This is a genomic window from Streptomyces ipomoeae 91-03 (genome assembly GCF_000317595.1).
GTDB classification, from domain to species: domain Bacteria; phylum Actinomycetota; class Actinomycetes; order Streptomycetales; family Streptomycetaceae; genus Streptomyces; species Streptomyces ipomoeae.
This window is the reverse complement of the sequence record NZ_AEJC01000432.1, coordinates 18,533-41,957: the sequence shown is the minus strand read 5'-3', so window position 1 is coordinate 41,957 and position 23,425 is coordinate 18,533. Positions and strand designations below refer to the sequence as shown.

Annotated in this window: 20 protein-coding genes; 13 read left to right on the top strand and 7 right to left on the bottom strand. The window is 69.6% G+C overall.

Features of this window, described 5'->3' with window-relative positions; genetic code table 11:
- Nucleotides 1-11: 11 nt before the first annotated feature.
- Nucleotides 12-1,151: an acyl-CoA dehydrogenase family protein gene (locus STRIP9103_RS28860; protein WP_009326318.1), complete on the bottom strand. Its 1,140-nt coding sequence runs from the start codon at nt 1,149-1,151 to the stop codon at nt 12-14.
- A gap of 92 nt (nt 1,152-1,243) precedes the next feature.
- On the opposite strand from STRIP9103_RS28860, the gene STRIP9103_RS28855 reads away from it, so the two are divergent.
- From STRIP9103_RS28855 to STRIP9103_RS28845, 3 genes are read left to right on the top strand one after another with little or no spacing between them, the layout of a single operon-like run.
- Nucleotides 1,244-2,053, top strand: a complete 810-nt coding sequence (locus STRIP9103_RS28855; RefSeq protein WP_009326341.1) for an SDR family oxidoreductase — start codon at nt 1,244-1,246, stop codon at nt 2,051-2,053.
- A 26-nt stretch (nt 2,054-2,079) separates the two neighbouring features.
- A complete protein-coding gene (locus tag STRIP9103_RS28850; protein WP_009326326.1) occupies nt 2,080-2,736 on the top strand; it encodes a TetR/AcrR family transcriptional regulator in 657 nt (218 codons plus the stop codon).
- 44 nt (nt 2,737-2,780) lie between these two features.
- Complete coding sequence (locus STRIP9103_RS28845; protein ID WP_009326331.1) at nt 2,781-3,938, top strand: acetyl-CoA C-acetyltransferase; 1,158 nt, start codon at nt 2,781-2,783, stop codon at nt 3,936-3,938.
- Between the two features lie 54 nt (nt 3,939-3,992).
- On the opposite strand, the gene STRIP9103_RS28840 is transcribed toward STRIP9103_RS28845, so the two are convergent.
- The 4 genes from STRIP9103_RS28840 to STRIP9103_RS28825 all read right to left on the bottom strand — a co-directional run bounded on the left by STRIP9103_RS28840 (nt 3,993) and on the right by STRIP9103_RS28825 (nt 7,592).
- Complete coding sequence (locus STRIP9103_RS28840; RefSeq protein WP_009326361.1) at nt 3,993-5,042, bottom strand: NAD(P)H-dependent flavin oxidoreductase; 1,050 nt, start codon at nt 5,040-5,042, stop codon at nt 3,993-3,995.
- A gap of 63 nt (nt 5,043-5,105) precedes the next feature.
- Complete coding sequence (locus tag STRIP9103_RS28835) at nt 5,106-5,924, bottom strand: CoA-transferase subunit beta (RefSeq protein WP_009326351.1); 819 nt, start codon at nt 5,922-5,924, stop codon at nt 5,106-5,108.
- Nucleotides 5,921-6,772 (bottom strand): CoA transferase subunit A, encoded by an 852-nt coding sequence (locus STRIP9103_RS28830; RefSeq protein ID WP_009326321.1) that lies wholly within the window; start codon nt 6,770-6,772, stop codon nt 5,921-5,923. The genes STRIP9103_RS28835 and STRIP9103_RS28830 overlap by 4 nt, the downstream gene beginning before the upstream one ends.
- Nucleotides 6,773-6,821: 49 nt before the next feature.
- A complete protein-coding gene (locus tag STRIP9103_RS28825; RefSeq protein ID WP_009326344.1) occupies nt 6,822-7,592 on the bottom strand; it encodes an enoyl-CoA hydratase family protein in 771 nt (256 codons plus the stop codon).
- 66 nt (nt 7,593-7,658) lie between these two features.
- Between STRIP9103_RS28825 and STRIP9103_RS28820 the strand changes: the two genes are divergently transcribed.
- Together STRIP9103_RS28820 and STRIP9103_RS28815 are read left to right on the top strand one after the other, a co-directional pair.
- Entirely contained in the window at nt 7,659-8,558 is a 900-nt protein-coding gene (locus tag STRIP9103_RS28820; protein WP_009326323.1) for an SDR family oxidoreductase, read from the top strand.
- A 2-nt stretch (nt 8,559-8,560) separates the two neighbouring features.
- Nucleotides 8,561-9,469 carry an SDR family oxidoreductase gene (locus tag STRIP9103_RS28815; protein WP_086019322.1) on the top strand — a complete coding sequence of 303 codons (909 nt, stop codon included), beginning with the start codon at nt 8,561-8,563 and terminating at the stop codon, nt 9,467-9,469.
- A 53-nt stretch (nt 9,470-9,522) separates the two neighbouring features.
- Here the strand turns inward: STRIP9103_RS28815 and STRIP9103_RS28810 are convergent, their stop codons facing one another.
- The gene (locus STRIP9103_RS28810; protein ID WP_009326360.1) at nt 9,523-10,449 is read right to left on the bottom strand and encodes a hypothetical protein; all 927 of its coding nucleotides are present in this window, start codon (nt 10,447-10,449) and stop codon (nt 9,523-9,525) included.
- A 153-nt stretch (nt 10,450-10,602) separates the two neighbouring features.
- Between STRIP9103_RS28810 and STRIP9103_RS28805 the strand changes: the two genes are divergently transcribed.
- From STRIP9103_RS28805 to STRIP9103_RS28780, 6 genes are all read left to right on the top strand, one after another.
- Complete coding sequence (locus STRIP9103_RS28805) at nt 10,603-10,983, top strand: chorismate mutase (protein ID WP_048821166.1); 381 nt, start codon at nt 10,603-10,605, stop codon at nt 10,981-10,983.
- Between the two features lie 295 nt (nt 10,984-11,278).
- A complete protein-coding gene (locus STRIP9103_RS28800; protein WP_009326317.1) occupies nt 11,279-11,905 on the top strand; it encodes a response regulator in 627 nt (208 codons plus the stop codon).
- A 91-nt stretch (nt 11,906-11,996) separates the two neighbouring features.
- Nucleotides 11,997-14,501 carry an aminopeptidase N gene (gene pepN / locus STRIP9103_RS28795; RefSeq protein WP_009326343.1) on the top strand — a complete coding sequence of 835 codons (2,505 nt, stop codon included), beginning with the start codon at nt 11,997-11,999 and terminating at the stop codon, nt 14,499-14,501.
- Nucleotides 14,502-14,745: 244 nt separating this feature from the next.
- Nucleotides 14,746-16,251, top strand: a complete 1,506-nt coding sequence (locus STRIP9103_RS28790; protein WP_009326338.1) for a pyridoxal phosphate-dependent decarboxylase family protein — start codon at nt 14,746-14,748, stop codon at nt 16,249-16,251.
- Nucleotides 16,248-17,834, top strand: coding sequence for a lysine N(6)-hydroxylase/L-ornithine N(5)-oxygenase family protein (locus STRIP9103_RS28785; protein WP_009326347.1), 1,587 nt, complete (start codon nt 16,248-16,250; stop codon nt 17,832-17,834). The genes STRIP9103_RS28790 and STRIP9103_RS28785 overlap by 4 nt, the downstream gene beginning before the upstream one ends.
- Before the next feature lie 64 nt (nt 17,835-17,898).
- Complete coding sequence (locus STRIP9103_RS28780; protein WP_009326319.1) at nt 17,899-19,062, top strand: GDSL-type esterase/lipase family protein; 1,164 nt, start codon at nt 17,899-17,901, stop codon at nt 19,060-19,062.
- On the opposite strand, the gene STRIP9103_RS28775 is transcribed toward STRIP9103_RS28780, so the two are convergent.
- The gene (locus tag STRIP9103_RS28775) at nt 19,059-20,870 is read right to left on the bottom strand and encodes a bifunctional metallophosphatase/5'-nucleotidase (protein WP_009326345.1); all 1,812 of its coding nucleotides are present in this window, start codon (nt 20,868-20,870) and stop codon (nt 19,059-19,061) included. The two genes, STRIP9103_RS28780 and STRIP9103_RS28775, sit on opposite strands and share 4 nt — an antisense overlap.
- A gap of 207 nt (nt 20,871-21,077) precedes the next feature.
- Between STRIP9103_RS28775 and STRIP9103_RS28770 the strand changes: the two genes are divergently transcribed.
- Complete coding sequence (locus STRIP9103_RS28770) at nt 21,078-21,794, top strand: SIMPL domain-containing protein (RefSeq protein WP_009326339.1); 717 nt, start codon at nt 21,078-21,080, stop codon at nt 21,792-21,794.
- A gap of 186 nt (nt 21,795-21,980) precedes the next feature.
- Nucleotides 21,981-23,417, top strand: a complete 1,437-nt coding sequence (gene pyk / locus STRIP9103_RS28765) for a pyruvate kinase (RefSeq protein WP_009326327.1) — start codon at nt 21,981-21,983, stop codon at nt 23,415-23,417.
- Nucleotides 23,418-23,425 lie beyond the last annotated feature (8 nt).

Genomic DNA, 23,425 nt, shown 5'->3' with positions numbered 1-23,425 from the left:
GCCTTCTCGCATCAGCGTCGCCCCTTCGGCAGCCCCAGCAGTCGCTCGGCGATGATGTCGCGCTGGATCTCGTTCGTGCCCGCGTAGATCGGGCCCGCGAGGGAGAAGACATAGCCCTCGGACCATGCGGTGTCGGCCAACTCGCCCTCCTCACCGAGCAGTTCCAGTGCCGTCTCGTGCAGGGTCATGTCGTACTCGGACCAGAAGACCTTGTTCAGGCTGGACTCCGGGCCGACCGGGGTGCCGTCGAGGAAGCGGGACGCGGCGGCGTAGGTGAAGAGTTGGTAGGCGCGGGCGCCTATCAGGGCGTCGGCCACCCGGGCACGCTCCGTGGACGGACGCCCTCGCCTGTGCCACAGGTCGTGCAGTCGGGCGGAGGCCGCGAGGAAACGGCCGGGGGAGCGGAGCATCAGGCCGCGTTCGTTGCCGGCGGTGGACATGGCGATGCGCCAGCCCTGGCCGGGCTCGCCGATGACGTCCTCGTCCGGGACGAACACCTCGTCGAGGAAGAGCTCCGCGAAGGCCGGCTTGCCGTCGAGGCGGCCGATCGGGCGGACCGTCACACCCGGGGCGCGCAGGTCGAACATGACGTACGTCAGACCCTGGTGGGGTCTCGGGGTGTCCGGCTCGCTGCGGAACAGGCCGAACGCCCGATCCGCGAAGGCGGCACGCGACGACCAGGTCTTCTGGCCGCTGAGCAGCCAGCCTCCGTCGGTGCGTACGGCTCTGGAGGTGAGCGAGGCGAGATCCGACCCGGCCTCCGGCTCCGACCACGCCTGGGCCCACACCACCTCCCCGGAGGCCATCGGCGGCAGTACCCGGGCCCGTTGCTCCTCCGTGCCGTGGTCGAAGAGTGTCGGGGCGAGGAGGCTGATGCCGTTCTGGCTGACGCGCCCGGGGGCGCCCGCCGCGTAGTACTCCTCCTCGAAGATCAGCCAGCGCAGCAGGCCCGCGTCACGGCCGCCGTACGCCGTCGGCCAGTTCACCACCGACCAGCGGTCCGCCGCCATTTCGGCCTCCCAGGCGCGGTGCGCGGCGAAGCCCTCCTCCGTCTCCAGGGAGGGCAGCGGCTCGGGCGGGACACGGTCGCGCAGCCAGGCGCGCGCCTCGGCACGGAAGGCCTCGTCGGCGGGGGAGTGGGCCAGGTCCACGGGGGTGCCCTCCTTCCCTGACAAACGTTTGGGCGTTCTAACAAGTGTTTGGCAGGTTCCCTAACAAGTGTTTGGTAGGTTAGCGTGCCCTCATGAACAACGTCGAGGCTCCGGCGTACATCCCCGGGCACGGACTGCTCAGCGGACGCACCGCGGTCGTCACCGCGGCGGCCGGCGCGGGCATCGGCGGGGCGACCGCGCGGCGCTTGTTGGAGGAGGGCGCACGCGTACTGATCAGCGACGCGCACACCCGACGGCTCAAGGAGCACGAGGCCCGGCTGGCCGGGGAGTTCGGGGCGGAGTCGGTCGGAGCGATGCCCTGCGACGTGACGGACGAGGACCAGGTGCGCGCGCTGTTCGAGGCCGCCGTACGGGAGCACGGGCGGCTCGACATAGTCGTCAACAACGCGGGACTCGGCGGGACCTCGGCCCTGGTCGACATGAGCGACGACCAGTGGTCCCGGGTACTGGACGTGACGCTGAACGGCACGTTCCGGTGCATACGGGCGGCACTGCGGCTCTTTCGTGACCAGGCAGGACGGGAGCGGGGGCGCGGCGGTGGGGTGATCGTCAACAACGCCTCCGTCGTCGGCTGGCGCGCCCAGGCCGGGCAGGCGCACTACGCGGCGGCGAAGGCCGGGGTCATGGCGCTGACGAGGTGCGCGGCCCTGGAGGCCGCCGAGTACGGAGTCCGGGTCAACGCCGTATCGCCGAGCCTCGCCATGCACCCGCACCTGGCGAAGGTGACCACACCCGAACTGCTGGAGGAGCTGACCGCGCGGGAGGCCTTCGGACGGTACGCCGAGCCGTGGGAGGTGGCCAACGTGATCGTGTTCCTGGCGTCCGGCTACTCCTCGTACATGACGGGAGAGGTCGTCGCCGTCAGCAGCCAACATCCCTGACGACCGGAGCAGCCCACAATGGAACCGTGCCGACCAAGAAAGCGCCTCAGAAGCAACTCCGGAAACCCGCCGCGAAGCCGAGTGGGAAGCCCCCGGTGACCGCCGCGCCCGCCCGCCGCCGCGAACTCCTCGACAAGGCAGCCGCGGTCTTCGCCGACCTGGGCTACAACGCCACCACCGTCCGCAGGATCGCGGACGACGCGGGCATGCTCGCGGGCAGCCTCTACTACTACTTCGAGTCCAAGGACGCGATGCTCGAGGAGATCCTGCGGACCTTCCTCGACGAGCTCTGGGACGCCTACGACACCGTCCTGGCCGCGGAACGCGGGCCCAGGGAAACCCTGGAGGCCCTTGTCACCGAGTCGTTCAGGGCGATTCACCGGCACCGCTCCGCCGTCTCGATCTACCAGAAGGAAGCCCGGCAGCTCATCGCGCAGGAGCGGTTCCGGTTCCTCGAAGCGTCGCAGGCCAGGTTCGAGAAGGTGTGGCTGTCCGCACTGGAGCGAGGGGTCGCCGCCCAGGTCTTCCGGGACGACCTCGACATGAGGGTCACCTACCGGTTCCTGCGCGACACCGTATGGGTCGCCGCGGCCTGGTACCTGCCCGGCGGACAGTACAGCGCCGAGGAGATCGCCAGGCAGTACCTGTCGACGGTGCTGGACGGGATCGCCGTACGCACATGACCGCACACAACCACTGACGAGTCTGACGAGTCCGGGGAGTCGCCATGGCCGAGGCCTACATCGTCGAAGCGGTCCGTACGCCCGTGGGGCGGCGCGGGGGAGGGCTCGGCGCGGTGCATCCGGCCGACCTGGGCGCGCATGTGCTGAAGGAGTTGGTGACACGCTCCGGCATCGACCCGGCCGCCGTGGAGGACGTCGTCTTCGGCTGTCTGGACGCCGTCGGGCCGCAGGCCGGTGACATCGCCCGGACCAGCTGGCTGGCCGCCGGGCTGCCCGAGGAGGTGCCGGGCACGACCGTCGACCGGCAGTGCGGCTCCTCGCAGCAGGCCGTGCACTTCGCCGCCCAGGCCGTGCTCTCCGGCACCCAGGACCTGGTCGTCGCGGGCGGCGTCCAGAACATGACGATGATCCCCATCGCCTTCGCCTCCCGCCAGGCCGCCGTACCGCTCGGCCTCACCGAGGGACCGTTCGCGGGCAGCGAGGGCTGGCGGGCCCGGTACGGGGACCGGCCCGTCAACCAGTTCGCCGGCGCCGAGATGATCGCCGCCAAGTGGGGCATCAGCCGCCGCGACCAGGAGGAGTACGCCCTCCGCTCCCACCAGCGGGCGGTACGGGCCGTCGACGAGGGCCGGTTCGAGAAGGAGACCGTCCCCTACGGGGAGGTGACCGTCGACGAGGGCCCGCGCCGCGACACCTCGCTGGAGAAGATGGCCGCGCTGAAACCGGTGATCGACGGTGGAACCGTCACCGCCGCTTGCTCCTCCCAGGTCTCCGACGGCGCCGCCGCGCTCCTCCTCGCCTCCGAGCGAGCCGTACGCGAACACGGGCTCACCCCCCGCGCCCGCGTCCACCACCTCTCCGTACGCGGCGAGGACCCCATCCGCATGCTCACCGCCCCCATACCGGCGACGGCGCACGCGCTGAAGAAGACCGGCCTCACCCTCGACGCCATCGACCTCGTCGAGATCAACGAGGCCTTCGCCCCCGTCGTCCTCGCCTGGCTCAAGGAGACCGGCGCCGACCCCGACAGGGTCAACGTCAACGGCGGCGCCATCGCCCTCGGCCATCCCCTCGGCGCCACCGGGGCCAAGCTGATGACGACGCTGCTGCACGAACTGGAACGCACGGGCGGCCGGTACGGGCTCCAGACGATGTGCGAGGGCGGGGGGCAGGCGAACGTGACGATCATCGAGCGGTTGTGAGGCCGGCGGTTGTGAGGAGGCGTACGTGGCGTCGAGTGGCTGTGAGCGGCTTCGTCAGCCGGCCACCGTGAGCCGCTTCCGTACTTCGTCCGCCTCCTTGATGATCCGCTCCACCAGTTCCGCGCACGACGGCAGGTCGTCGATCACCCCGGCGACCTGCCCGGAGGCCATCACGCCGAGATCCGTACGGCCGTCCACCATCGCCGACCTGAGGAGCATGGGTGTGTTGGCGGCGAGCAGGACCTGGCTCCAGGTGAGGTCCTTGCCGTGGCGCAGGGCGAGGCCGTCGTGGATCAGCTGCCGCCAGGTCAGGCCGGAGAGTTTCCGGAAGCGGGCCGCGCGGCGGACCGCGTGCGACAGGGCCTTCGCGTGGCCGGAGTTCTCCAGGGCGGCGACGAGGTCCGTACGCAGCATGCGGTGCGGCAGGCCGTCGACGGCCCGGGTCACGGTCACGTCCTTGACGGTCGCCGCCAGATAGCGCGCCTTCACCGCGTCCGGCACCGTCGAGTCCGAGGTGAGCAGGAAACGCGTCCCCATGGCGACGCCCGCCGCGCCGTACGCCAGCGCCGCGACCAGGCCCCGACCGTCGAAGAAGCCGCCCGCCGCCACCACCGGGATGTCCACCGCGTCCACGACCTGCGGCAGCAGTACGGTCGTCGCCACCTCGCCGGTGTGCCCGCCGCCCTCGCCGCCCTGCACGATCACCGCGTCCGCGCCCCACGCCGCCACCTTCTCCGCGTGCCGCCGTGCCCCGACGGACGGGATGACGACGACACCGGCCTCCTTGAGCTGCGCGATCAGTTCACGTGAGGGTGCGAGGGCGAAGGAGGCGACGCGTACGCCCCCCTCGATCATGACGCCCACCCGGTCCCCGGCGTCCGCCGCGTCGGCGCGCAGATTGACGCCGAAGGGCGCGTCCGTACGGGACTTCACCTCCCGTACCGCATCGCGCAGTCGGTCGAGGGTCATGGTCGCGGAGGCCAGGATGCCGAGGGCGCCCGCGTTCGCCGTGGCGGAGACCAGACGGGGGCCGGCGACCCAGCCCATGCCGGTCTGCACGATCGGATGACGGACGCCGACGAGCCGGGTGAGGGCCGTGTCCATCGGTGACTTCCCCTCTGTCGGTGCCGTGCCGTGCCGTGCCGTGCCAATGCTGCGTTGGTGCTGTCAGCCGGCGACCTCACGCGCGCGGGTGTTCTCCGGGTCGATGACCTCACGGATCAGGCGCAGCTCTTCCGTGGTCGGCTCACGGGTGTACGGCACCTCGTCCGGGACGGCGAGTTCGAAGCCGGTCGCCTCCCGCACCTGCTCGACCGTGACCCCGGGGTGGAGTGAGGCCAGCCGCATCGAGTGGTCCGGGGTGGCGAAGTCGAAGACACCGAGATCGGACACGACGCGGGGGAGGCGGTGGAAGCGGGCGGTCACGGGATGCCCGGCCGCGCGGTCGTACCCCACCCCGCACACCATGTCGACCTTCTCGACGAAGACCCGCCGGGAGTGCCGTGGCACCCAGTAACTGGTGGGGTGGTTGAGGGAGTTGACCGGAGCGCCCCGCACCCCGAGCAACTGCCGTGCGGGCTTGGCCCAGTCGCCGACGCAGGAGATGTTCTGGTTGCCGTACCGGTCGAGCTGGCTCGCGCCCATCATGACGTGCCGTCGGCCGCCGGTGACCAGGGCCAGGTGCCGGCGGTACGGCAACCAGCCCTCGACGGTGCCGTCCAGGCCGACGAGCAGGGCCTCGCCGTCGGTCAGCAGCAGGTCCGGGGAGAAGGTGCGCCGGGCGAGGCGGGCGCCGAGTGACGGGATCAGCCCCATGGGACTGGCCAGCACTTCACCGTTGTCCCGCCAGGCCTCGGCGCAGGCGATCACGCAGTACTCGGCGCGGGTGGGGCGTGCGGTCGCGGCGGCGGGGGACGGGGCTGCGGTGGTGGGGGAGGGGGCTGCGGCGTTCGGCGGTGGTGTGTGCGAGGGCGGCGGCGTGGTCATGAGGAGCGCTCCTTGTGCCAGGTCTGCACGGCCGCCTGGTAGGCGTGTTCGTCGTCTGCCAGGAACCGTTCCGAGAACTCCGCCCAGGGAGTGGTGGCGTAGTGCTTCTGGAAGGCCTCGTCGCGGGGGTGGTCGGGGGCGCAGGAGGTGAAGTGCGCGCCGTTCGGTGCCTCGATCACGCCCGTGACCGTGTGGCGCTTGATGAGCAGCGACTGGGGCGGGCCCTCCTTCGTCAACTCGGCCGTGTCCACCACCCGTTCGCAGGAGACGTACGCCGTGTCGGCCGCCTCGCAGAAGAGGTCGTCGAAGTACGGGTCCGGGCCCAGATACTGGCCGTTGCCGAGCCGGTCGGCGCGGTTGACGTGCACGAACGCCGCGTCCAGGCGCAGGGCGGGCATGGCGACGTAGGTCTCCCCGTCGTCGTACGGGGAGGTGACGGTGCGCAGACCGGGGTTGACGCGCAGGACGTCCGAACCGATCCCGGCGCGTACCGGCATGAAGGACAGCCGGTTGGCCGCCGCGTGCAGCCCCCACATGAACATCGCCTCGTCGACCTCCATCAGTTCGAAGGCGCCGCGCTCGCGTGCCGCGCGGAAGTGCGGTTCGAGGGGGATGGAGTCGAGGGTGGCGAAGGCGGCGACCAGTTTCCGGATGCGCCCGGCGGCGGCCAGCATGCCGATGTCCGGGCCGCCGTACGAGACGACGGTGAGATCGGTGATCCCGGTACGGAGCAGTGCTCGCACCAGGGCCATGGGTTTACGGCGCGAGCCCCAGCCGCCGATGCCGAGGGTCATCCCGCTCGCCAGCCGCGAGACGGCCTCGTCGGCGGACATCGTCTTGTCACTCACCGCGCCCCCTGTTCCCGATCTTCCCGATCTTCCCGGCCGTCCCGACCATCTACGCCCCCTCGCCCCTGTCGTTACCGGTCTTGCCGCCCGTGCCGAAGGTGTCGCGGAGTTCGTCGGCGACTCCGCTGAGGTTCGCCTCGAAGGTGAAGCCCTGTTCGAAGCGGTAGCTGTGGCGGACGTCGACGGGGTCGATGCCGTTGATCGCGGCCTTGGCCAGCCGGATCAGCCGTCCGTCCTTCGCGGCGATCTCCCGCGCCAACTCCATGGCCGCCTCGCGCAGTCCGGCACGCGGTACGACCCGCCACACCGAGCCATGCGCCCGCAGTTCGGCCGCGGTGGCCGTGCGCGAGGTGTAGTAGAGGGCGCGCATCAGATGCTGGGGCACCAGCCGGGCCAGATGCGTCGCCGCGCCGAGTGCGCCACGGTCCAGTTCCGGCAGTCCGAACGTGGCGTCGTCGCTCGCCACGATCGCGTCCGCGTTGCCCACCAGTCCGATCCCGCCGCCCAGACAGAACCCCTGCACGGCGGCGACGACCGGCACCTCGCACTCGTACACCGCGGCGAACGCCTCCGCACAGCAGTGGTTGGCGCCGAGCAGCGCGCTCCGCCCGGCCGTCTGGATCTCCTTGATGTCCACCCCGGCGTTGAAGCCGCGCCCCTCCGCCGTCAGCACCACACACCCCACCGACGGATCACGCCCCGCGCCGCGCACCGCCTCGGCCAGCTCGAACCAGCCGCGCACCGGCAACGCGTTCACCGGCGGGAAGTCCACCGTGACAACGGAAATCCCCTTTTCGGGGGACGAGGTGGAGACACCCATGGGAGCATCAGCTACCTTCCACCTAACGTTTGTTAGGTACGCCTCTTGGGTGGAAGGTAGCAGCGGATGGAGCTCAACGGGAAGCTCGCCGTCGTCACCGGCGGCACGCGCGGCATCGGCGCCGGCATCGCCCAAGCCTTCGCCGAAGCGGGCGCCGAGGTGGTGATCTGCGCCCGGAAGCCCCCTGAAGTGCCGCTGAAGGGGGCGGAGTTCGTCCCGGTCGACGTGCGTGACCCCGAGGCCGTGCAGAGTCTCTTCGAGGGCTTGCCTCGCCTTGACGTCCTGGTCAACAACGTGGGCGGTACGCCGTATCGGTTGCTGGGCGGGGCGGGGGCGGCCGAGGTGGGTGCCGGAGACGGGGAAGAGGTGGCTGGGCGGGGTGCCGAGGTCGGGGTGGGAGCGGCCGGCCGTAGCGGTGGGTTCGGGGTCGAAGCCTGTCGTCATGCCCGAGTCATCGAGCTCAACCTCATCGCCCCCCTGACCGTCTCCCTCGCCGCCCACGAGCACTTACGGCGGACCAGAGGCTCCATCGTGATGATCGGCAGCGTCAGCGGCAGCCGCCCCTCGCCCGGCTCGGCGGCCTACGGCGCGGCCAAGGCAGGGCTCGCCCACCTGGCCCGCTCCATGGCCGTCGAATGGGCCCCCGAGATCCGCGTCAACACCCTGATCCTCGGCATGGTCCACACCGAACGCGCCCACCTCCACTACGGCGACGACACCGGCATCGCCGCCGTGGCCCGCACAGTCCCTCTGGGCCGCCTCGCCACCCCCTCCGACGTGGCCGCCGCAGCCCTCTTCCTGGCCTCCGACGCGGCGGCGTACATCACCGGAGCGTCCCTGCTCGTCCACGGCGGCGGTGAACGACCGGCGTTTCTCGACCAGGCGACGGTCAACAGGGCGGCCGGTGAGAACCAAGAGGCCGGTGAGAACCAAGAGAAAGACGAGGAGAAAGGAGAACCCGCGTGAGTGTGCAGCGACTCTGTGAGGGGCGCGTTGTGGTGGTTACGGGCGCGGGGCGCGGACTGGGGCGGGCGCATGCTCTCGCGTACGCCGCCGAGGGCGCCCGAGTCGTCGTCAACGACCTCGGCGTAGGACTGGACGGCACGCCGGACCCCGAGAGCCCGGCAGTCCAGGTGGTGGAGGAGATCCGCGCGGCGGGAGGTTCGGCGGTCGCCCACGGCGGCGACGTGGCGACGACCGAGGGCGCCGCCTCCCTCATCCACACCGCGCTGGAGACATACGACCGTCTCGACACCTTGGTCAACAACGCCGGCTTCCTCCGCGACCGCATGCTCGTCAACCTCGACGAGGACGACTGGGACGCCGTCGTCCGCGTCCACCTGAAGGGCCACTTCCTCCCCCTGAAGCACGCCGCGGCCCACTGGCGGGCGGAGGCGAAGGCAGGACGCGTGCCCACGGCCCGGGTCGTCAACACCAGCAGCGGAGCCGGCCTGCTCGGCTCGGTCGGACAGGCCAACTACAGCGCGGCCAAGGCAGGCATCGTGGCCCTCACCCTTGTCGCGGCGGCCGAACTCCAGCGCTACGGCATCCAGGTCAACGCGATCGCCCCCGCGGCCCGCACCCGCATGACCGAGCACGTCTTCGCCGAAACGATGGCCGCGCCCGCAGACGGCTTCGACGCGATGGCCCCGGAGAACGTCTCCCCGCTGGTCGTCTGGCTCGGCTCGGCCGCCGGTGCGGGAGTAACCGGCCGAGTCTTCGAAGCGGAAGCCGGCCGCATCACCGTCATGCAGGGCTGGCACCAGGGCCCCACCACAACCAAGCCCACCCGCTGGACCCCCACGGAGGCAGGCGAGGCCACCCTGAAACTACTGGCCCAGGCACAGCGACCCGGTCCGGTGTACGGGGCGGAGTGAGGGACGGCGAACAGGACTGGGCTGTGGCGGTACCCCAACCACACCCCCACCCCCTACGTGTCACACTCCAAAACCGTCCGGCACAACCCACACCGAGCCCGCACCCGCCCCCGAACCGGTACCCGAATCCGCTGGTGGCAGGTCGGACAAGGAAACGACACCCGCAGCGGCCCCCGCCCATCAGGCGTGAACGCATACACCACCCCCGCCTGCCTCCCACCCCCGGCCTGCGCCCCCACGCGCGGCCGAGCCGACCGCAGGTCCTGCGCATGGCGCCGATCCCGCGCATACCGTCGCCGCCCAGCCCACCCCGCCCCGGACAGCGGCGGCTGCTGCTCATCCCGGCGAGCCCGGGCACGGCCCTCCGTGTACGCGGAATACGCCTGCGGACTCGTGAACCACACCGAGGGATCCTCCCCGAACAGCTGCGCCCGCTTGGCCAGCACGTACCCGAACTCCTCCGGCGTCAGATACCCCAGCTTCTGCGACGACGTGCCGTCCTCCCGGTACGCGTCGAGGAGCAGCCACCCCGCCCCCAGATACGTCGCCGCCGTGTCCGTGAGGATCTCGTTCTCGCGGGTCCCGGGAAAGGACAGTCCCAGGCGGTGCAGATAGACGTGCATCACCTCGTGCGAGAGGGCCGCACCGATGTCCCGGCGGTGGGTACGGAAGCGATCGTTGAGCTCGACGAAGTACTCGGGGCCGGCGGCCAGTTCGACGTTTGCCGCATGGGTCATCCCACGGAACCCGACGATCATCCGCGCGTTCGGCAGCCGATAGTGCCGCACCAGCTCACGGGCCACCCGCTGGGTGCCGAGATAAAGATCGTCCGTGTCGCAGAACGCCACGTCGACGGGGGCCACGCTGGTGTCGAAGGTCCGGATCGTGTCGTACGAGAGCCGCTTGTACAGCGCGGTGATCGACGCCCGCACGGTCTCCAGGTGCGGGTAGCCATGCTCGACAGGTCCGCCGTTCGCCACGTCCGCACCCCCAAAGACGCCGATATGTTCCACTCTAAGCCGATGCGCACGGATACCGGCGTACGGACGGATACCGGCGACGGAGCCCAACCGGTGTCCGAATGACGGCTCCGCACGATGATCGGCCGCCCACCTCCCCGTAGGGTGACGACCATGACCACCAGCAACACCAACGAGGCGAACAGCAGGCCCGCGGCCGGCGAGATCGACGCGGACGTGCGGGCGGAGCTCGCCCGGCTGCGGGACAGCATCGACAACATCGACGCGGCCGTCGTCCACATGCTCGCCGAGCGCTTCAAGTGCACCCAGCGCGTCGGCCACCTCAAGGCCGAGCACCACCTGCCCGCCGCCGACCCGGCCCGCGAGGCACAGCAGATCAACCGGCTGCGCGGACTCGCCGAAAGTGCCAAGCTGGACCCGGCGTTCGCGGAGAAGCTGCTCAACTTCATCATCGCCGAGGTCATCCGGCACCACGAACGCATCGCGGACGACGCACAGAACGGCACCACGAACGCATCGCGGACGAGCCACTGAACGACACGACACGCACGGCACAGCACCACACGAAGACGGCACCGCACCGCAAAAACAGAGAGCAGCACAGAACACGACCGCACGGTGTACGAACGCGCGGCGTACAAACGCACGACGTACGACCGCACGGCGTAGGAACACGCAGGCACAGCCGTGGGCACAGGGGGAGTGACACGGCTGCCTCCAGCAGGCATCCTGCGCGGGCACTCTTCGTCAAGAATCAACTACCTTCAGTGAGGGACTCGGGTCCAGGCGCCGGACGTGGTCCGACGGGCCGAGCGAGGGGACATCTGCCATGCCGCCGCAAGCCAAGATCCTCATCGTCGACGACCATGAGGACACGGTGTACGCCCTCGAGAGCGCCCTGGCCCCACTGGGCTACCGCCTGACACACGCCACCAACGGCGACGCGGCCCTCAAGGAAGTCCTGCGCGGCCCGGTCGGCCTGCTCCTTTTGGACGTACGCATGCCCGGCGTCAGCGGACTCGACGTCGTCCGCTACATGCGGGGCGTGGAGCAGACCCAGCACATCCCCGTCATCCTGCTCACCGGCTTCGGCCCCGACGCCGAACTCACCTCCACCGCCTTCCGCCTCGGTGTCGCCGACCTCGTCATGAAACCCATCGACCCCTTGGCCCTGCGGATCAAGGTCCGCTACCTCTACGACGCCCACGAACGCGCCCACGCGCTGGAACGCGAGATCCACACCCTCCGCGCGCGCCTCAAGAACCACGAGGAGCACAACGAGACCGACGCCGCCACAGCGAGCGAAGCACACGAGGACCACGCACCCCACCAGCAACAGCACCATGCCCACCATCAGCAACAGCACCATGCCGACCATCAGCAACAGGAACCCATCACCCACCCCGAAGAACATTGCGTACCCGCCCAGCGGGACGGCGTGAACGACCGGGCATAGGCCCGCATACGACCGGGCGTACGGCGCATACGACCGGACATAGGTGGCGTACCCGGCCCGCCCCTGTCCCGCGTCAAGGGCATCAGGCAGCATGTCCCCCATGTCCGTACTGACGCGCGACGAAGCGCAGACCCGTGCCAAGCTCCTCGACGTCCACCACTACGAGATCGCACTCGACCTCACGCGTGGCGACGAGACCTTCGACTCCCGCACCGCCATCCGCTTCACCGTGCGGGGGAAGAAAAAGGCCGCGGACACCTTCGTCGAGCTCAAGCCCGCCGAACTGCGCTCCGTCACCCTCGACGGACAACCCCTCGACCCGGAAACCCTCGACGGCAACCGGCTGCCCCTCAAGGGCCTCACCCCGGGCGAGCACGAACTGCGCGTCGACGCCGCCATGCGCTACTCCCGCACCGGCGAGGGCATGCACCGCTTCACCGACCCCACCGACGGCGAGACCTACGTCTACACCCAGCTCTTCATGGAAGACGTCCAACGCGTCTTCGCCGCCTTCGACCAGCCCGACCTCAAGGCCGTCTTCGACCTCACCGTGACCGCCCCACAAGGCTGGACCGTCCTCGCCAACGGCATCACCGAGCAGCAGGACGGCGGCAGTTGGCGCGCCGCCACCACTCCGCCGATCTCCACCTACCTCGTCGCCGTCGCCGCCGGCCCCTGGCACTCCGTGCGCACCGAACACCGCGGCCTGCCCTTCGGCATCCACTGCCGCCGCTCCCTCGCCCCCTACCTCGACACAGACGCCGACGAGATCCTCGACGTCACCCGCGCCTGCTTCGACCGCTACCACGAGAAGTTCGAGGAGCCGTACCCCTTCGACTCCTACGACCAGGCCTTCGTCCCCGAGTTCAACGCGGGCGCCATGGAGAACCCCGGACTCGTCACCTTCCGCGACGAGTTCGTCTACCGCTCCGCCGTCACCGACACCGAACGCCAGACCCGCGCCATGGTCATCGCCCACGAGATGGCCCACATGTGGTTCGGCGACCTCGTCACCCTCAAATGGTGGGACGACATCTGGCTGAACGAGTCCTTCGCCGAGTACATGGGCTACCAGACCCTCACCGAAGCCACCCGCTTCGTCGACACCTGGGTCGACTTCGGCATCGCCCGCAAGGCCTGGGGCTACGACGCCGACCAGCGCCCCTCCACCCACCCCGTCGCCCCCGAGGCCGTCGACGACACCGCCGCCGCCCTCCTCAACTTCGACGGCATCTCCTACGCCAAGGGCGCCTCCGCACTGCGCCAACTCGTCGCCTGGCTCGGCGAGAAGGACTTCCTCGCCGGCATCAACACCCACTTCACCCGCCACCGCTTCGGCAACGCCACCCTCGCCGACTTCATCGACAACCTCGCCGGCGCCACCGAACGCGACGTCCACGCCTGGGCCGACGCCTGGCTGCGCACCACCGGCGTCGACACCCTCACCCCCAAGATCACCCGCGGCACCGACGGCACCTACACCCTCACCGTCGACCACATCGGCAGCCGCCCCCACCACATCACCGTCGGCCTCTACGACCAGGACCTCGCCGACGACCAGGGCCACCTCACCCGCCGCGGCAGCCTCGCACTCGACATCCCCCAGAGCACCGAACAGCCCATCGGCAAACGCCCCGCGCTGCTCCTCCTCAACGACGGCGACCTCACCTACGCCAAGATCCGCTTCGACCCCGACTCCTTCGCCACCGTCACGGGCAGCCTCTCCGGCCTCCCCGACCCGCTCACCCGCGCCGTCGTCTGGAACGCCCTCCGCGACGCCGTACGCGACGGCGAACTCCCGCCCACCGCCTACCTGGACGCCGCCCGTACCCACCTCCCGCGCGAGACCGACCTCGCCATCGTCCAAGGCGTCCTGTCCTTCGTCGCCACCCAGGTCGCCGACCGCTTCCTCACCCCCGAACAGCGCCCCGCGGGCCTGAGCACCCTCACCGCCCTGTGCCGCGACCTCATCCGCCGCACCGAGGACGGCGACAACCCCGGCCTGCGCCTGACCGCCGTACGCCACTACATCGACGTCGCCGCGCACCCCGAGACCATCGCCGCCTGGCTCGCCGAAGGCACGGTGCCGGGCGGCCCCGAGCTCGACCCCGAGCTGCGCTGGCGCGTCCTCGGCCGTCTCGCCGTCCTCGGCGCGGTGGACGCCGCCGCGATCGCCGAAGAGCTGGAGCGGGACCCGAGCGCCACCGGACAGGAGGGCGCCGCCCGCTGCCGGGCCGCCCTGCCCGACCCGGAGAGCAAGCGCAAGACCTGGGAGGAGATGTTCACCTCCGACCACCTCTCCAACTACCTCTTCACCGCCACCGCCCAGGGCTTCTGGCAGCCGGAACAGTCGGACATCCTCGGGGAGTACGTCGAGCGCTACTGGGCGGACGCGGTGTCGCTGGCCGCGAGGCGGGGCCCGGCCATCGCGGAGGCGGCCGGACGTTGGGCGTTCCCGGTGTATGCCGTGGATGGGGAGACGCTGAGCCTGGGTGAGCGCTGCCTGACCGAGGCCGACCCGATTCCGGCCCTGCGCCGCAAGCTGGTGGACCAACTGGATGATCTGGGCCGAGCTTTGAAGGTGAGGGCGGTGTAGCGCGCCCCTGAGGACGCGGGGCTGTATCGACATGCGGCTCCGCCGCGACGGGGGCCACTCAATGGCGCTCCCCAGCAAAACGGCGTCCCCAGCAAGACGGGGCCCCTAGCAAACCGGCGCCCCCAGCGAAACGGCGCCCCAACGGAGCGTCGCCGTACCCTCTTTCGGCTGTAATCAGCGGCTTTTTGAGTGCCAGCACCCAATCGACGCACAAAATGGGGTTCCCCGCGCTCCGGAGAACCCCATGCCCATCCCGCCCCTCGCCTCAGGCCCCCAAGGCCCCGGCGCGCTCCGCCCGTTGCTCGACACCGTCCTCGACGCACTCGGCGCGGGCGCCGAAGCGAGGGGCGGCCCCCTCCCCGCCGGTGGCCCGGAGGCGGTCGCGGCCCGGATGCGGGACGCACTCGGCGACCCGCTCCCCGCCGAAGGCGACCCCCAGGCCCTCCACCGGCTCGTCCACGCCCTCACCGCGGGCTCCGCGGACCCGGCCGACCCCCTGTGCGCGGCCCACCTCCACACCCCACCCCTGGCCGTCGCCACCGCCGCCGACCTCGCCGCCTCCGTACTGAACCCGTCCCTCGACTCCTGGGACCAGGCCCCGGCAGCCTCCGCGCTGGAAGCCCTCGTCACCGAGGCCCTGGCCAAAGAGGTCCACCCGACCGCCACCCCCGCGAAAAACACCCCGGCGGCGCCTGCCCCAGCGGCCGACGCCCCTGCGAGGACCACCCCGGAGGGCACCGCCCTCGTCACCACCGGCGGCACCGAGTCCAACCAACTCGCCGTCCTCCTGGCCCGGGAAACGCACCCCGGCGTGCAGCTGATCTGCGGAGACAACGCACACCACTCCCTCCCACGCGCCGCCTGGCTCCTCGGCCTGCCCGAACCCCTCACCGTGCCCGCACCCGCCGGCACCCTGGACCCCGCCGCCCTCGACCACGCCCTCTCCCGGCTCAACGGCCGCACCGCCCTCGTCACCGCCACCGCCGGCACCACCGACGCCGGCCTCATCGATCCGCTCCCCGACATCGCCGACCTGTGCGAGTCCCACGGCGCCCGCCTCCACATCGACGCGGCGTACGGCGGAGGACTCCTCTTCAGCGACCGGCGCCGAGCCCTGCTGACCGGCCTCGACCGCGCCCACACCGTCGCCCTCGACCTGCACAAACTCGGCTGGCAACCGGTCGCCGCCGGCCTCTTCGCCGTACGCGACAGCACCGACCTCGCCGCCCTCGCACTCCCCCACTCCCGGCTTCGCTCAAGCGGGGGGACCCCCATGGCCGACTACCTCAACGCCGAGGACGACACCGAAGCCGGATTTCCCGACCTCCTCGGCCGCTCCCTGCGGACGACCCGCCGCCCCGACATCCTCAAGATCGCCGTCACCCTCAAAACCCTCGGCCGCACAGGACTCGGCGCACTCGTCGACCAGGTCTGCGACCTCGCCCAGGAGTTCGCCGCCCTCGTCGACGCCCACCCCGGCTTCGAACTCCACGACCGGCCCACCATCAGCACCGTCCTGTTCCGGCCCACCGGAGCCTCCGACGACACCGTGGCCGCCGTACGGCGAAAACTCCTCCACGACGGCCGAGCCGTCATAGGCCGGGCCGCACTCGACGGCCGCCTCTGGTTCAAGACCACGCTGCTGAATCCCCACAGCCGCCCGGGCGACCTGACCGCCCTCCTGAAGCTCATAGAGGTCGCACAATCCGCCGACCTCCCAGAAGGAACAGAAGGAATCACCCCTACATGAGCACGCCCCCACCACGCCCGACCCCCACGAGCCCCACTCCGAGCACACCCGCCACACCCCCGGGCACCGCCACGAGCACACCCCCCACACTCCCGGGCACCGCCACGAGCACACCCCCGACGCCCCCGGGCACCGCCACCAGCACGCCCGAGGACCCGTCCACGCCCCTCCCCGACGAACCCGAAGCCCCCCGCGACCTCGTCGGCGTCGGCATCGGCCCCGCCAACCTCTCCCTCGCCGCCCTCGCCCACCCCCTCGCCGAACTCGACACGGTCTTCTACGAACAGCGCCCCGCCTTCGACTGGCACCCCGGCCTGCTCATCGAGGGCAGCACCGTCCAAGTGCCCTTCCTCGCCGACCTGGTCTCCCTCGCCGACCCCACGAGCCCCTGGTCGTTCCTGAACTACCTCCGCGCCCGCGACCGGCTCTTCCCGTTCTACTTCGCCGAGCGGTTCCACATCCAGCGCGCCGAGTACGACGCCTACTGCCGCTGGGTCAGCGAGGGCCTGCCCGGGCTGCGCTTCGGCCACCAGGTCGACTCGGTGCGCTGGAACCCCGAACGCGACCTGTTCGAGATCGACTTCACCCGGCTGGACGCCGACGGCGAGGTCGAAGGACTCGGTCGTACATACGCAAGGAACGTAGCCCTCGGCGTCGGCACCGAACCGTATGTGCCCGAACCCCTCAAGCCGCTCGTCGAGGCACCCGGCGTACCCGTCCTCCACGCCGCCGACTACCTCCGCGAACGCGACCGCCTCCTCACCGCCGGACACGTCACCGTCATCGGCGCGGGACAGTCCGGCGCAGAGGTCTTCCTCGACCTGCTGCGCCACCGGCCCGTAGGGCGGGAAGGCCTGCACTGGCTCGGCCGCACGGAGGCGTTCGCGCCCATGGAGTACTCCAAGCTCGGCCTGGAACACTTCACACCCGACTACACCCGCTACTTCCACGCCCTCGCCGAGGCCACCCGGGACCGGCTCGTCATCGCCCAGTGGCAGCTCCACAAGGGCATCGGCGCCGACACCATCGCCGCCATCCACGACGAGCTCTACCGCCGCACCCTCGACGGCGGCTGGCCCGACGCCGTCCTCACCCCCGGCGTCCACGTCCGCACCGCCGGACGGCTGGCCACCACCAAGGTCGAACTCCACCTCGAACACAGCGAACAGGGCACCCGTTCCCGCCTCACCACCGACGCCGTCGTCCTCGCCACCGGCTACCGCGAACGCCCCCTCGACCGCGTCCTCGCCGGACTCGACCCGTACATCCGCCGCGACAGCCGAGAGCGACCCCGCGTCGACGAACAGTTCCGCATGGTCCTCGACCCGTCGGTCACCGCCGCCGGCTGCCACGTCTACGTGCAGAACGCCGAACTGCACACCCACGGCGTCGGCGCCCCCGACCTGGGCCTCGCCGCCTGGCGCAGCGCCACCATCCTCAACACCCTCACCGGCAAGGAGCCCTACCTCCTCCCCGGCCGCACGGCCTTCACCACCTTCGGCCTCCAGCCACAGCCGCAGATCCCGTCGGCCCGGCAGGAGAAGCCGGCCACCCCGCTCACACCCCTCGCCGACGTAAGGTAATTGAAAGGTAAAGAAGCAAGGCAAGAGTGGTGACGGCTGCAAGAAAACTGCCTACCTTGCCGCCATGACCAGCACCCGCGCAGACAACACCTGGATCGCCGCTCACCGCTCCGCCGTGATCGACCCACACGAAGCCTTCAAACTCTTCGAAGTCCGAGGCTTCACCGACCAGACCGTACGCCAGACCCTCCGCCCCGCCGGCGGCGGCCAGGCACTGCGCGTCCGACTCAGCAACCGCTACGGCCAGACCCCCCTGGAGATCGGCGGCGCCCACCTCGCCCGCCGCACCGAACGCAGCACCATCGACCCCACAACAGACATCCCCCTCCTCTTCGCCGGCGCCGAAACCATCACCATCCCGGTCGGCGAGGACATCGTCAGCGACCCCGTCGAAGGCACCGTCACCCCCGGCGAAGAACTCGCCCTCAGCCTCTACCTCCCCGGCGACACCGGCCTGTCCACCTACTCCGCCATCCCCTACGACGTCGGCCACGCCGTCCCCGGCAACCAGCTCACCGCCGAAAGCCTCGACGAATCAGAAGAGCTGATCACCAGCCACTTCATCACCGGCATCGACGTTCTCGCCCCCGAGGGCACCCGCATCGCCGTCGCCTTCGGAGACTCCTGGATCGAAGGCATGGCCACCACCCCCGGCACCGGCAGCAGCTTCCCCGCCCAACTCGACCGCCGCCTCACAGACGGCTGGATCGTCGCCCCCGGCATCTCCGGCAACCGCCTCCTCACCGACGAGATCGGCGCCCACCTGCTCTCCCGCGTCGAACGCGACGTCCTCGACATACCCGGCGCCAGCCACGTCATCATCCACGTCGGCCTCAACGACCTCGGCCTACCCGGCGCCATCGCCTTCCCCGAGCCCGGCAAACTACCGACCAGCGCTGATCTGATCGCAGGCCTGACCGCCCTCGCCGACCGCCTCCACACCGCCGGACTCACCGTCATCGGCTCCACCATCGGCCCCTACGCCGGCACCGTCTACCCCGGCTACGACACCGCCGAAGGCCAAACCATACGAGCCGAGGTCAACACCTGGCTCCTCGGCACCGACCACCCCTTCGACGCCGTCATCGACATCGCCGCAGCCGTCGCGGACCCCGACCAACCCACCAGAATCCACGACGACTACAACAGCGGCGACGGCCTCCACGTCAACGACGCCGGCGCCAAAGCCATCGCCGACGCCGTCGACCTCTCCCTACTGCCCCTCTAGAACACAGGCACCCCGTCACGCGTCAGCTTCCAGTCCACCGAAGCGAACTCGGCCGGATCGATCGACCCCTTCGCCTTCACCCAGGCGATCATCGTGTTACGGATCTCGTCCGAGTTCGACCACAGCAACTGGGCCGCGGCGACATACGGGAAATTACCCCCGCCGTTGGCCCGGTAGTTGTTCACCGCGAACACGAACTGCTTGTCATCCGCCAACGGCGCACCCTCGAACCGCACATTCGTCACCCGCGACCCCGCCGGCTTCGCAATGTCGATCTCATACGACAGACCGCTCACCGCGTCATAGTTGTAGTCCGGCGTACCATTCGCGTTCGTCAGCTTCGCCGGATCGATCACCGCATCCGCCGCCGTCTGCACGAAATAGTTCGCCGAATACTCCAGATACGCCTTCATCTGCGCACCCGTCATCAGACGCGCCTCCAACGTGTTCTCGAACACGTACAGACCCGCCACATCCCGAATCGTGACGTTCCCCGCCGGAATCACCGCACTCCGCGAAAACGCGGCAGCCTGCGACAGCACCGGCAGCGACGCGTACTCCGTCGACGCCAACGCCTGCCTCACCGTATCCGCCTGAATGTGATTGATCAGATCGATGATCGCCACATCCTTGTACGGCGCCTCCACCGACGTCATCTCGACCGCATTCGTACCGATCACCTGATTGACGTACGCGACGACCTTCTCGTGCTCGTCCGAGAGCAGCTTCACGATCTCCGGATCCTCAGCCACCGTGTTGGAGTTGAGAACCTGCGCACCGACCTTCTCGACCTTCCAGCAGCCCCTGCTCCACACCATCTCGAAGTCGAACAGCGTCAACCGCTGCCCCCACTTGAGCGGCTCGGACAGCACAACCTGCTTACCCGTCTCCTTGTTGGTCACGAAATACTCGGCGATCTCCGTGTGCGCATGCCCCACCAGAATCGCGTCGATCCCCGGCACCTGCTCGGCCACCAACCCGGCCGCATTCTCGATGTACGGCAACTGATCACCGTACGACGACGTACCGGAAGACCCACTGTGCGCCGACACGATCACGACATCCGCACCCATCGACCGCAGCTTCGGCACCCACTTCGCCGCCTGCTCCTCCAGCCCCGGGAACGTCATCTTCCCCTGCACATTCGCCTTGTCCCAGATCGCGATACCCGGGTTCGTGAGCCCGAGCACCGCCACCCTCACATCACGCCCGAACGGCGTACGCAACCGGTGCATGCTGAACGGCGGGAAAGCCGGCCGCAGCGTCTTCGCATCCAAAGCGTTGGCACCCAGCAGCGGAAAACGACACTGCTCCTGGAACTTCCGCAGCACCGGAATACCGTAGTTGAACTCGTGATTCCCCAACGCGGCGGCGTCATAGCCGATCGCGTTCATCGCCTGCGCCATCGGATGCACCGGACCACCCTTGGCGGTGATCGGGTCCACCTTCGCGTAGTAATACGACAACTGCGTGCCCTGGATGGTGTCACCGGCGTCGATGAGGAGAGTGTTACGGCGCCCCTTCTCCTCACGCACCTGATCGACCAACGTCGAGATCTTCGCCAGACCGACATCGTTGTGCGCCCTGTCGTCGAACTCCTTGTCCGTGAAGTAGTCCCAGTTGAAGACATTGCCATGCAGGTCCGTCGTCCCCATCACGGTGAACCTGTACCGCTTCGGAGCCTTCGCCCCCTCACGGCCCGACACCTCCGCCGCCTGCGCGCTCGGCGCCACAGCCGCACCCGCGACGGCCACCCCCGCACCGGTCACAGCGGACTTCTTCAGAAACTTCCGGCGGTTCAAGGCCATATCGGGGCACTCCTCGGAGAAACGGATCTCAACGCGCGTAGACACTGGGGTGCGCCGCTCGGAACAGCAGACAGCGGAACACAAGAACACACGCGACAACGCGCGTAGATTCTGACCTGTACATTCCCCCTGTCAACAGACCCCCCAGGTTTCGATCTGATGACCGACCAACCTTCCCACCAGATGCCCGGTGACAGAGTGGGACGTATGACCACCAGCCCAGAGGACACCCAGCCCACCGCCGCCCCCTACGGCACCCCCGAAGCACCCCGCATCGCCGTCCGAGGCGAAGCCCGCCTCGAAGTCGACCCCGAAATCGCCCGCATCGGCATCACCGTCCTCGCCCGAGGCAAAGACCGCCGCACCGCCCTCGACGACCTCACCCGCCGCAACACAACCGTCCTCGACCTCATCAAGACCTACGGCGAAGCCGTCGAACGCCTGGAAACCGGCGCCTTCTCCATCACCCCCCAACTCAAAGAAAAAAGCCGAGGCGAACGCATCCAGGCCTACCACGGCCGCGTCCACATCACCGCCGAACTCACCGACTTCACCGCACTCGGCGAACTCACCACACGACTCGCCGACCTCGACCTCACCCGCGTCGACGGCCCCTGGTGGGCCCTCCGCCCCAACTCACCCGCCTACAAACGAGCCCGACAACAGGCCGTACGAGAAGCCGTGCAACGCGCGAGAGAGTACGCCGAGGCGCTGGACACCACATTGGCGGCGCTGGTGGAACTCGCCGACATCGGCGCCGAAGCCCCCCAGCCACTCCGCCCCGCAGCCCCCGGCGGCCACATGCGCTCCATGGCCGCCGCAGCCGAGGACACCACCCCCGCCCCCCTCGACCTCGAACCCCAACGCCAACGCGTCTACGCACAGGTCAACGCCCGCTTTACGATGCGGCCGCCACAGCTGTGAACCACCGCCGAAAGGTGCTCCGTTCCGTTGGCTTCCGCCATCTCGACGGAGCACCCGGCGCACCCCCGACCCCGTCACCACTCGTCTCACCACCCGTGACTACTTGTCAATTACCTTAATGCAAAGGCCGTTGAGTAGTCACCCACCGCCAAACCCCTACCAACGGGTAAGCCATAGGCTCGAACCATGCGCCGAGCGAAGATCGTCTGCACCCTCGGGCCCGCCACCGACTCATACGACCAGATCAAGACACTGGTCGAAGCCGGAATGGACGTAGCCCGCTTCAACCTCAGCCACGGCTCCCACGCCGAACACGAGGAGCGCTACCACCGCGTCCGCAAGGCCGCCGACGAAACCGGCCACAGCGTAGGCATGCTCGCCGACCTCCAAGGCCCGAAGATCCGCCTCGGCCGCTTCACCGAAGGCCCCGTACTCCTCGAACGCGACGACACGTTCACCATCACCGTCGAGGAGGCAGCGGAGGGCAACGGCCACATCTGCGGCACCACCCACAGCGGCCTCGCGACGGACGTCACCACCGGCGAACGCATCCTCGTCGACGACGGCAAGGTCACGCTGGAGGTCACAGCGGTGGACGGCCCCCACGTCCACACGAAGGTCGTCGAGGGCGGCGTCATCTCCGACCACAAAGGCCTCAACCTGCCCGGAGTCGCCGTATCCGTCCCCGCCCTCTCCGACAAGGACGAGGAAGACCTCCGCTGGGCCCTGCGCACAGGCTTCGACGTCATCGCCCTGTCGTTCGTACGATCCGGCCGGGACATCGAGGACGTCCACCGCATCATGAACGAGGAGGGCCGCCGACTCCCCGTCATCGCCAAGGTGGAGAAACCACAGGCCGTCGAAGCGATCGACGACATCGTGGCCGCCTTCGACGGCATCATGGTCGCGCGAGGAGACCTGGGCGTCGAAATGCCCCTCGAACAGGTCCCCATGGTCCAGAAACGAGCGATCAAACTCGCCAAGCGCAACGCCAAGCCGGTCATCGTGGCCACCCAGATGCTCGACTCGATGATCGACAACTCCCGCCCGACGAGGGCGGAGGCGAGCGACGTGGCCAACGCGGTGCTCGACGGCACGGACGCGGTGATGCTGTCCGGCGAGACGAGCGTCGGCAAGTACCCGGTGGAGACGGTCCGCACGATGGCGAGGATCGTGGAAGCGGCGGAGGAGGACATGCTGTCCAAGGGCCTCCCCCCTCTGACCGAACGCAACAAACCCCGCACCCAGGGCGGCGCCGTGGCCCGCGCGGCAGCGGAGATCGGCGACTTCCTGGGCGCGAAGTTCCTGGTCGCGTTCAGCCAGAGCGGCGACACGGCCCGCCGCCTGTCCCGCTACCGTTCCCCGATCCCGCTCCTGGCCTTCACCCCCGACCCGGCGACCCGCTCGCAGCTGAGCCTGACATGGGGCGTGGAGACGTTCCTGGGGCCGCGCGTGGATTCGACGGACGCGATGGTCGACCAGGTGGACGAGCTGCTGCTCAAGTACGGCCGCTGCAAGAAGGGCGACGTGGTGGTCATCACGGCCGGCTCACCGCCGGGGGTCGCGGGTTCGACGAACATGGTGAGGGTGCATCACATCGGGGAGGACGACAGCCCCAAGTAGGGGGCGGG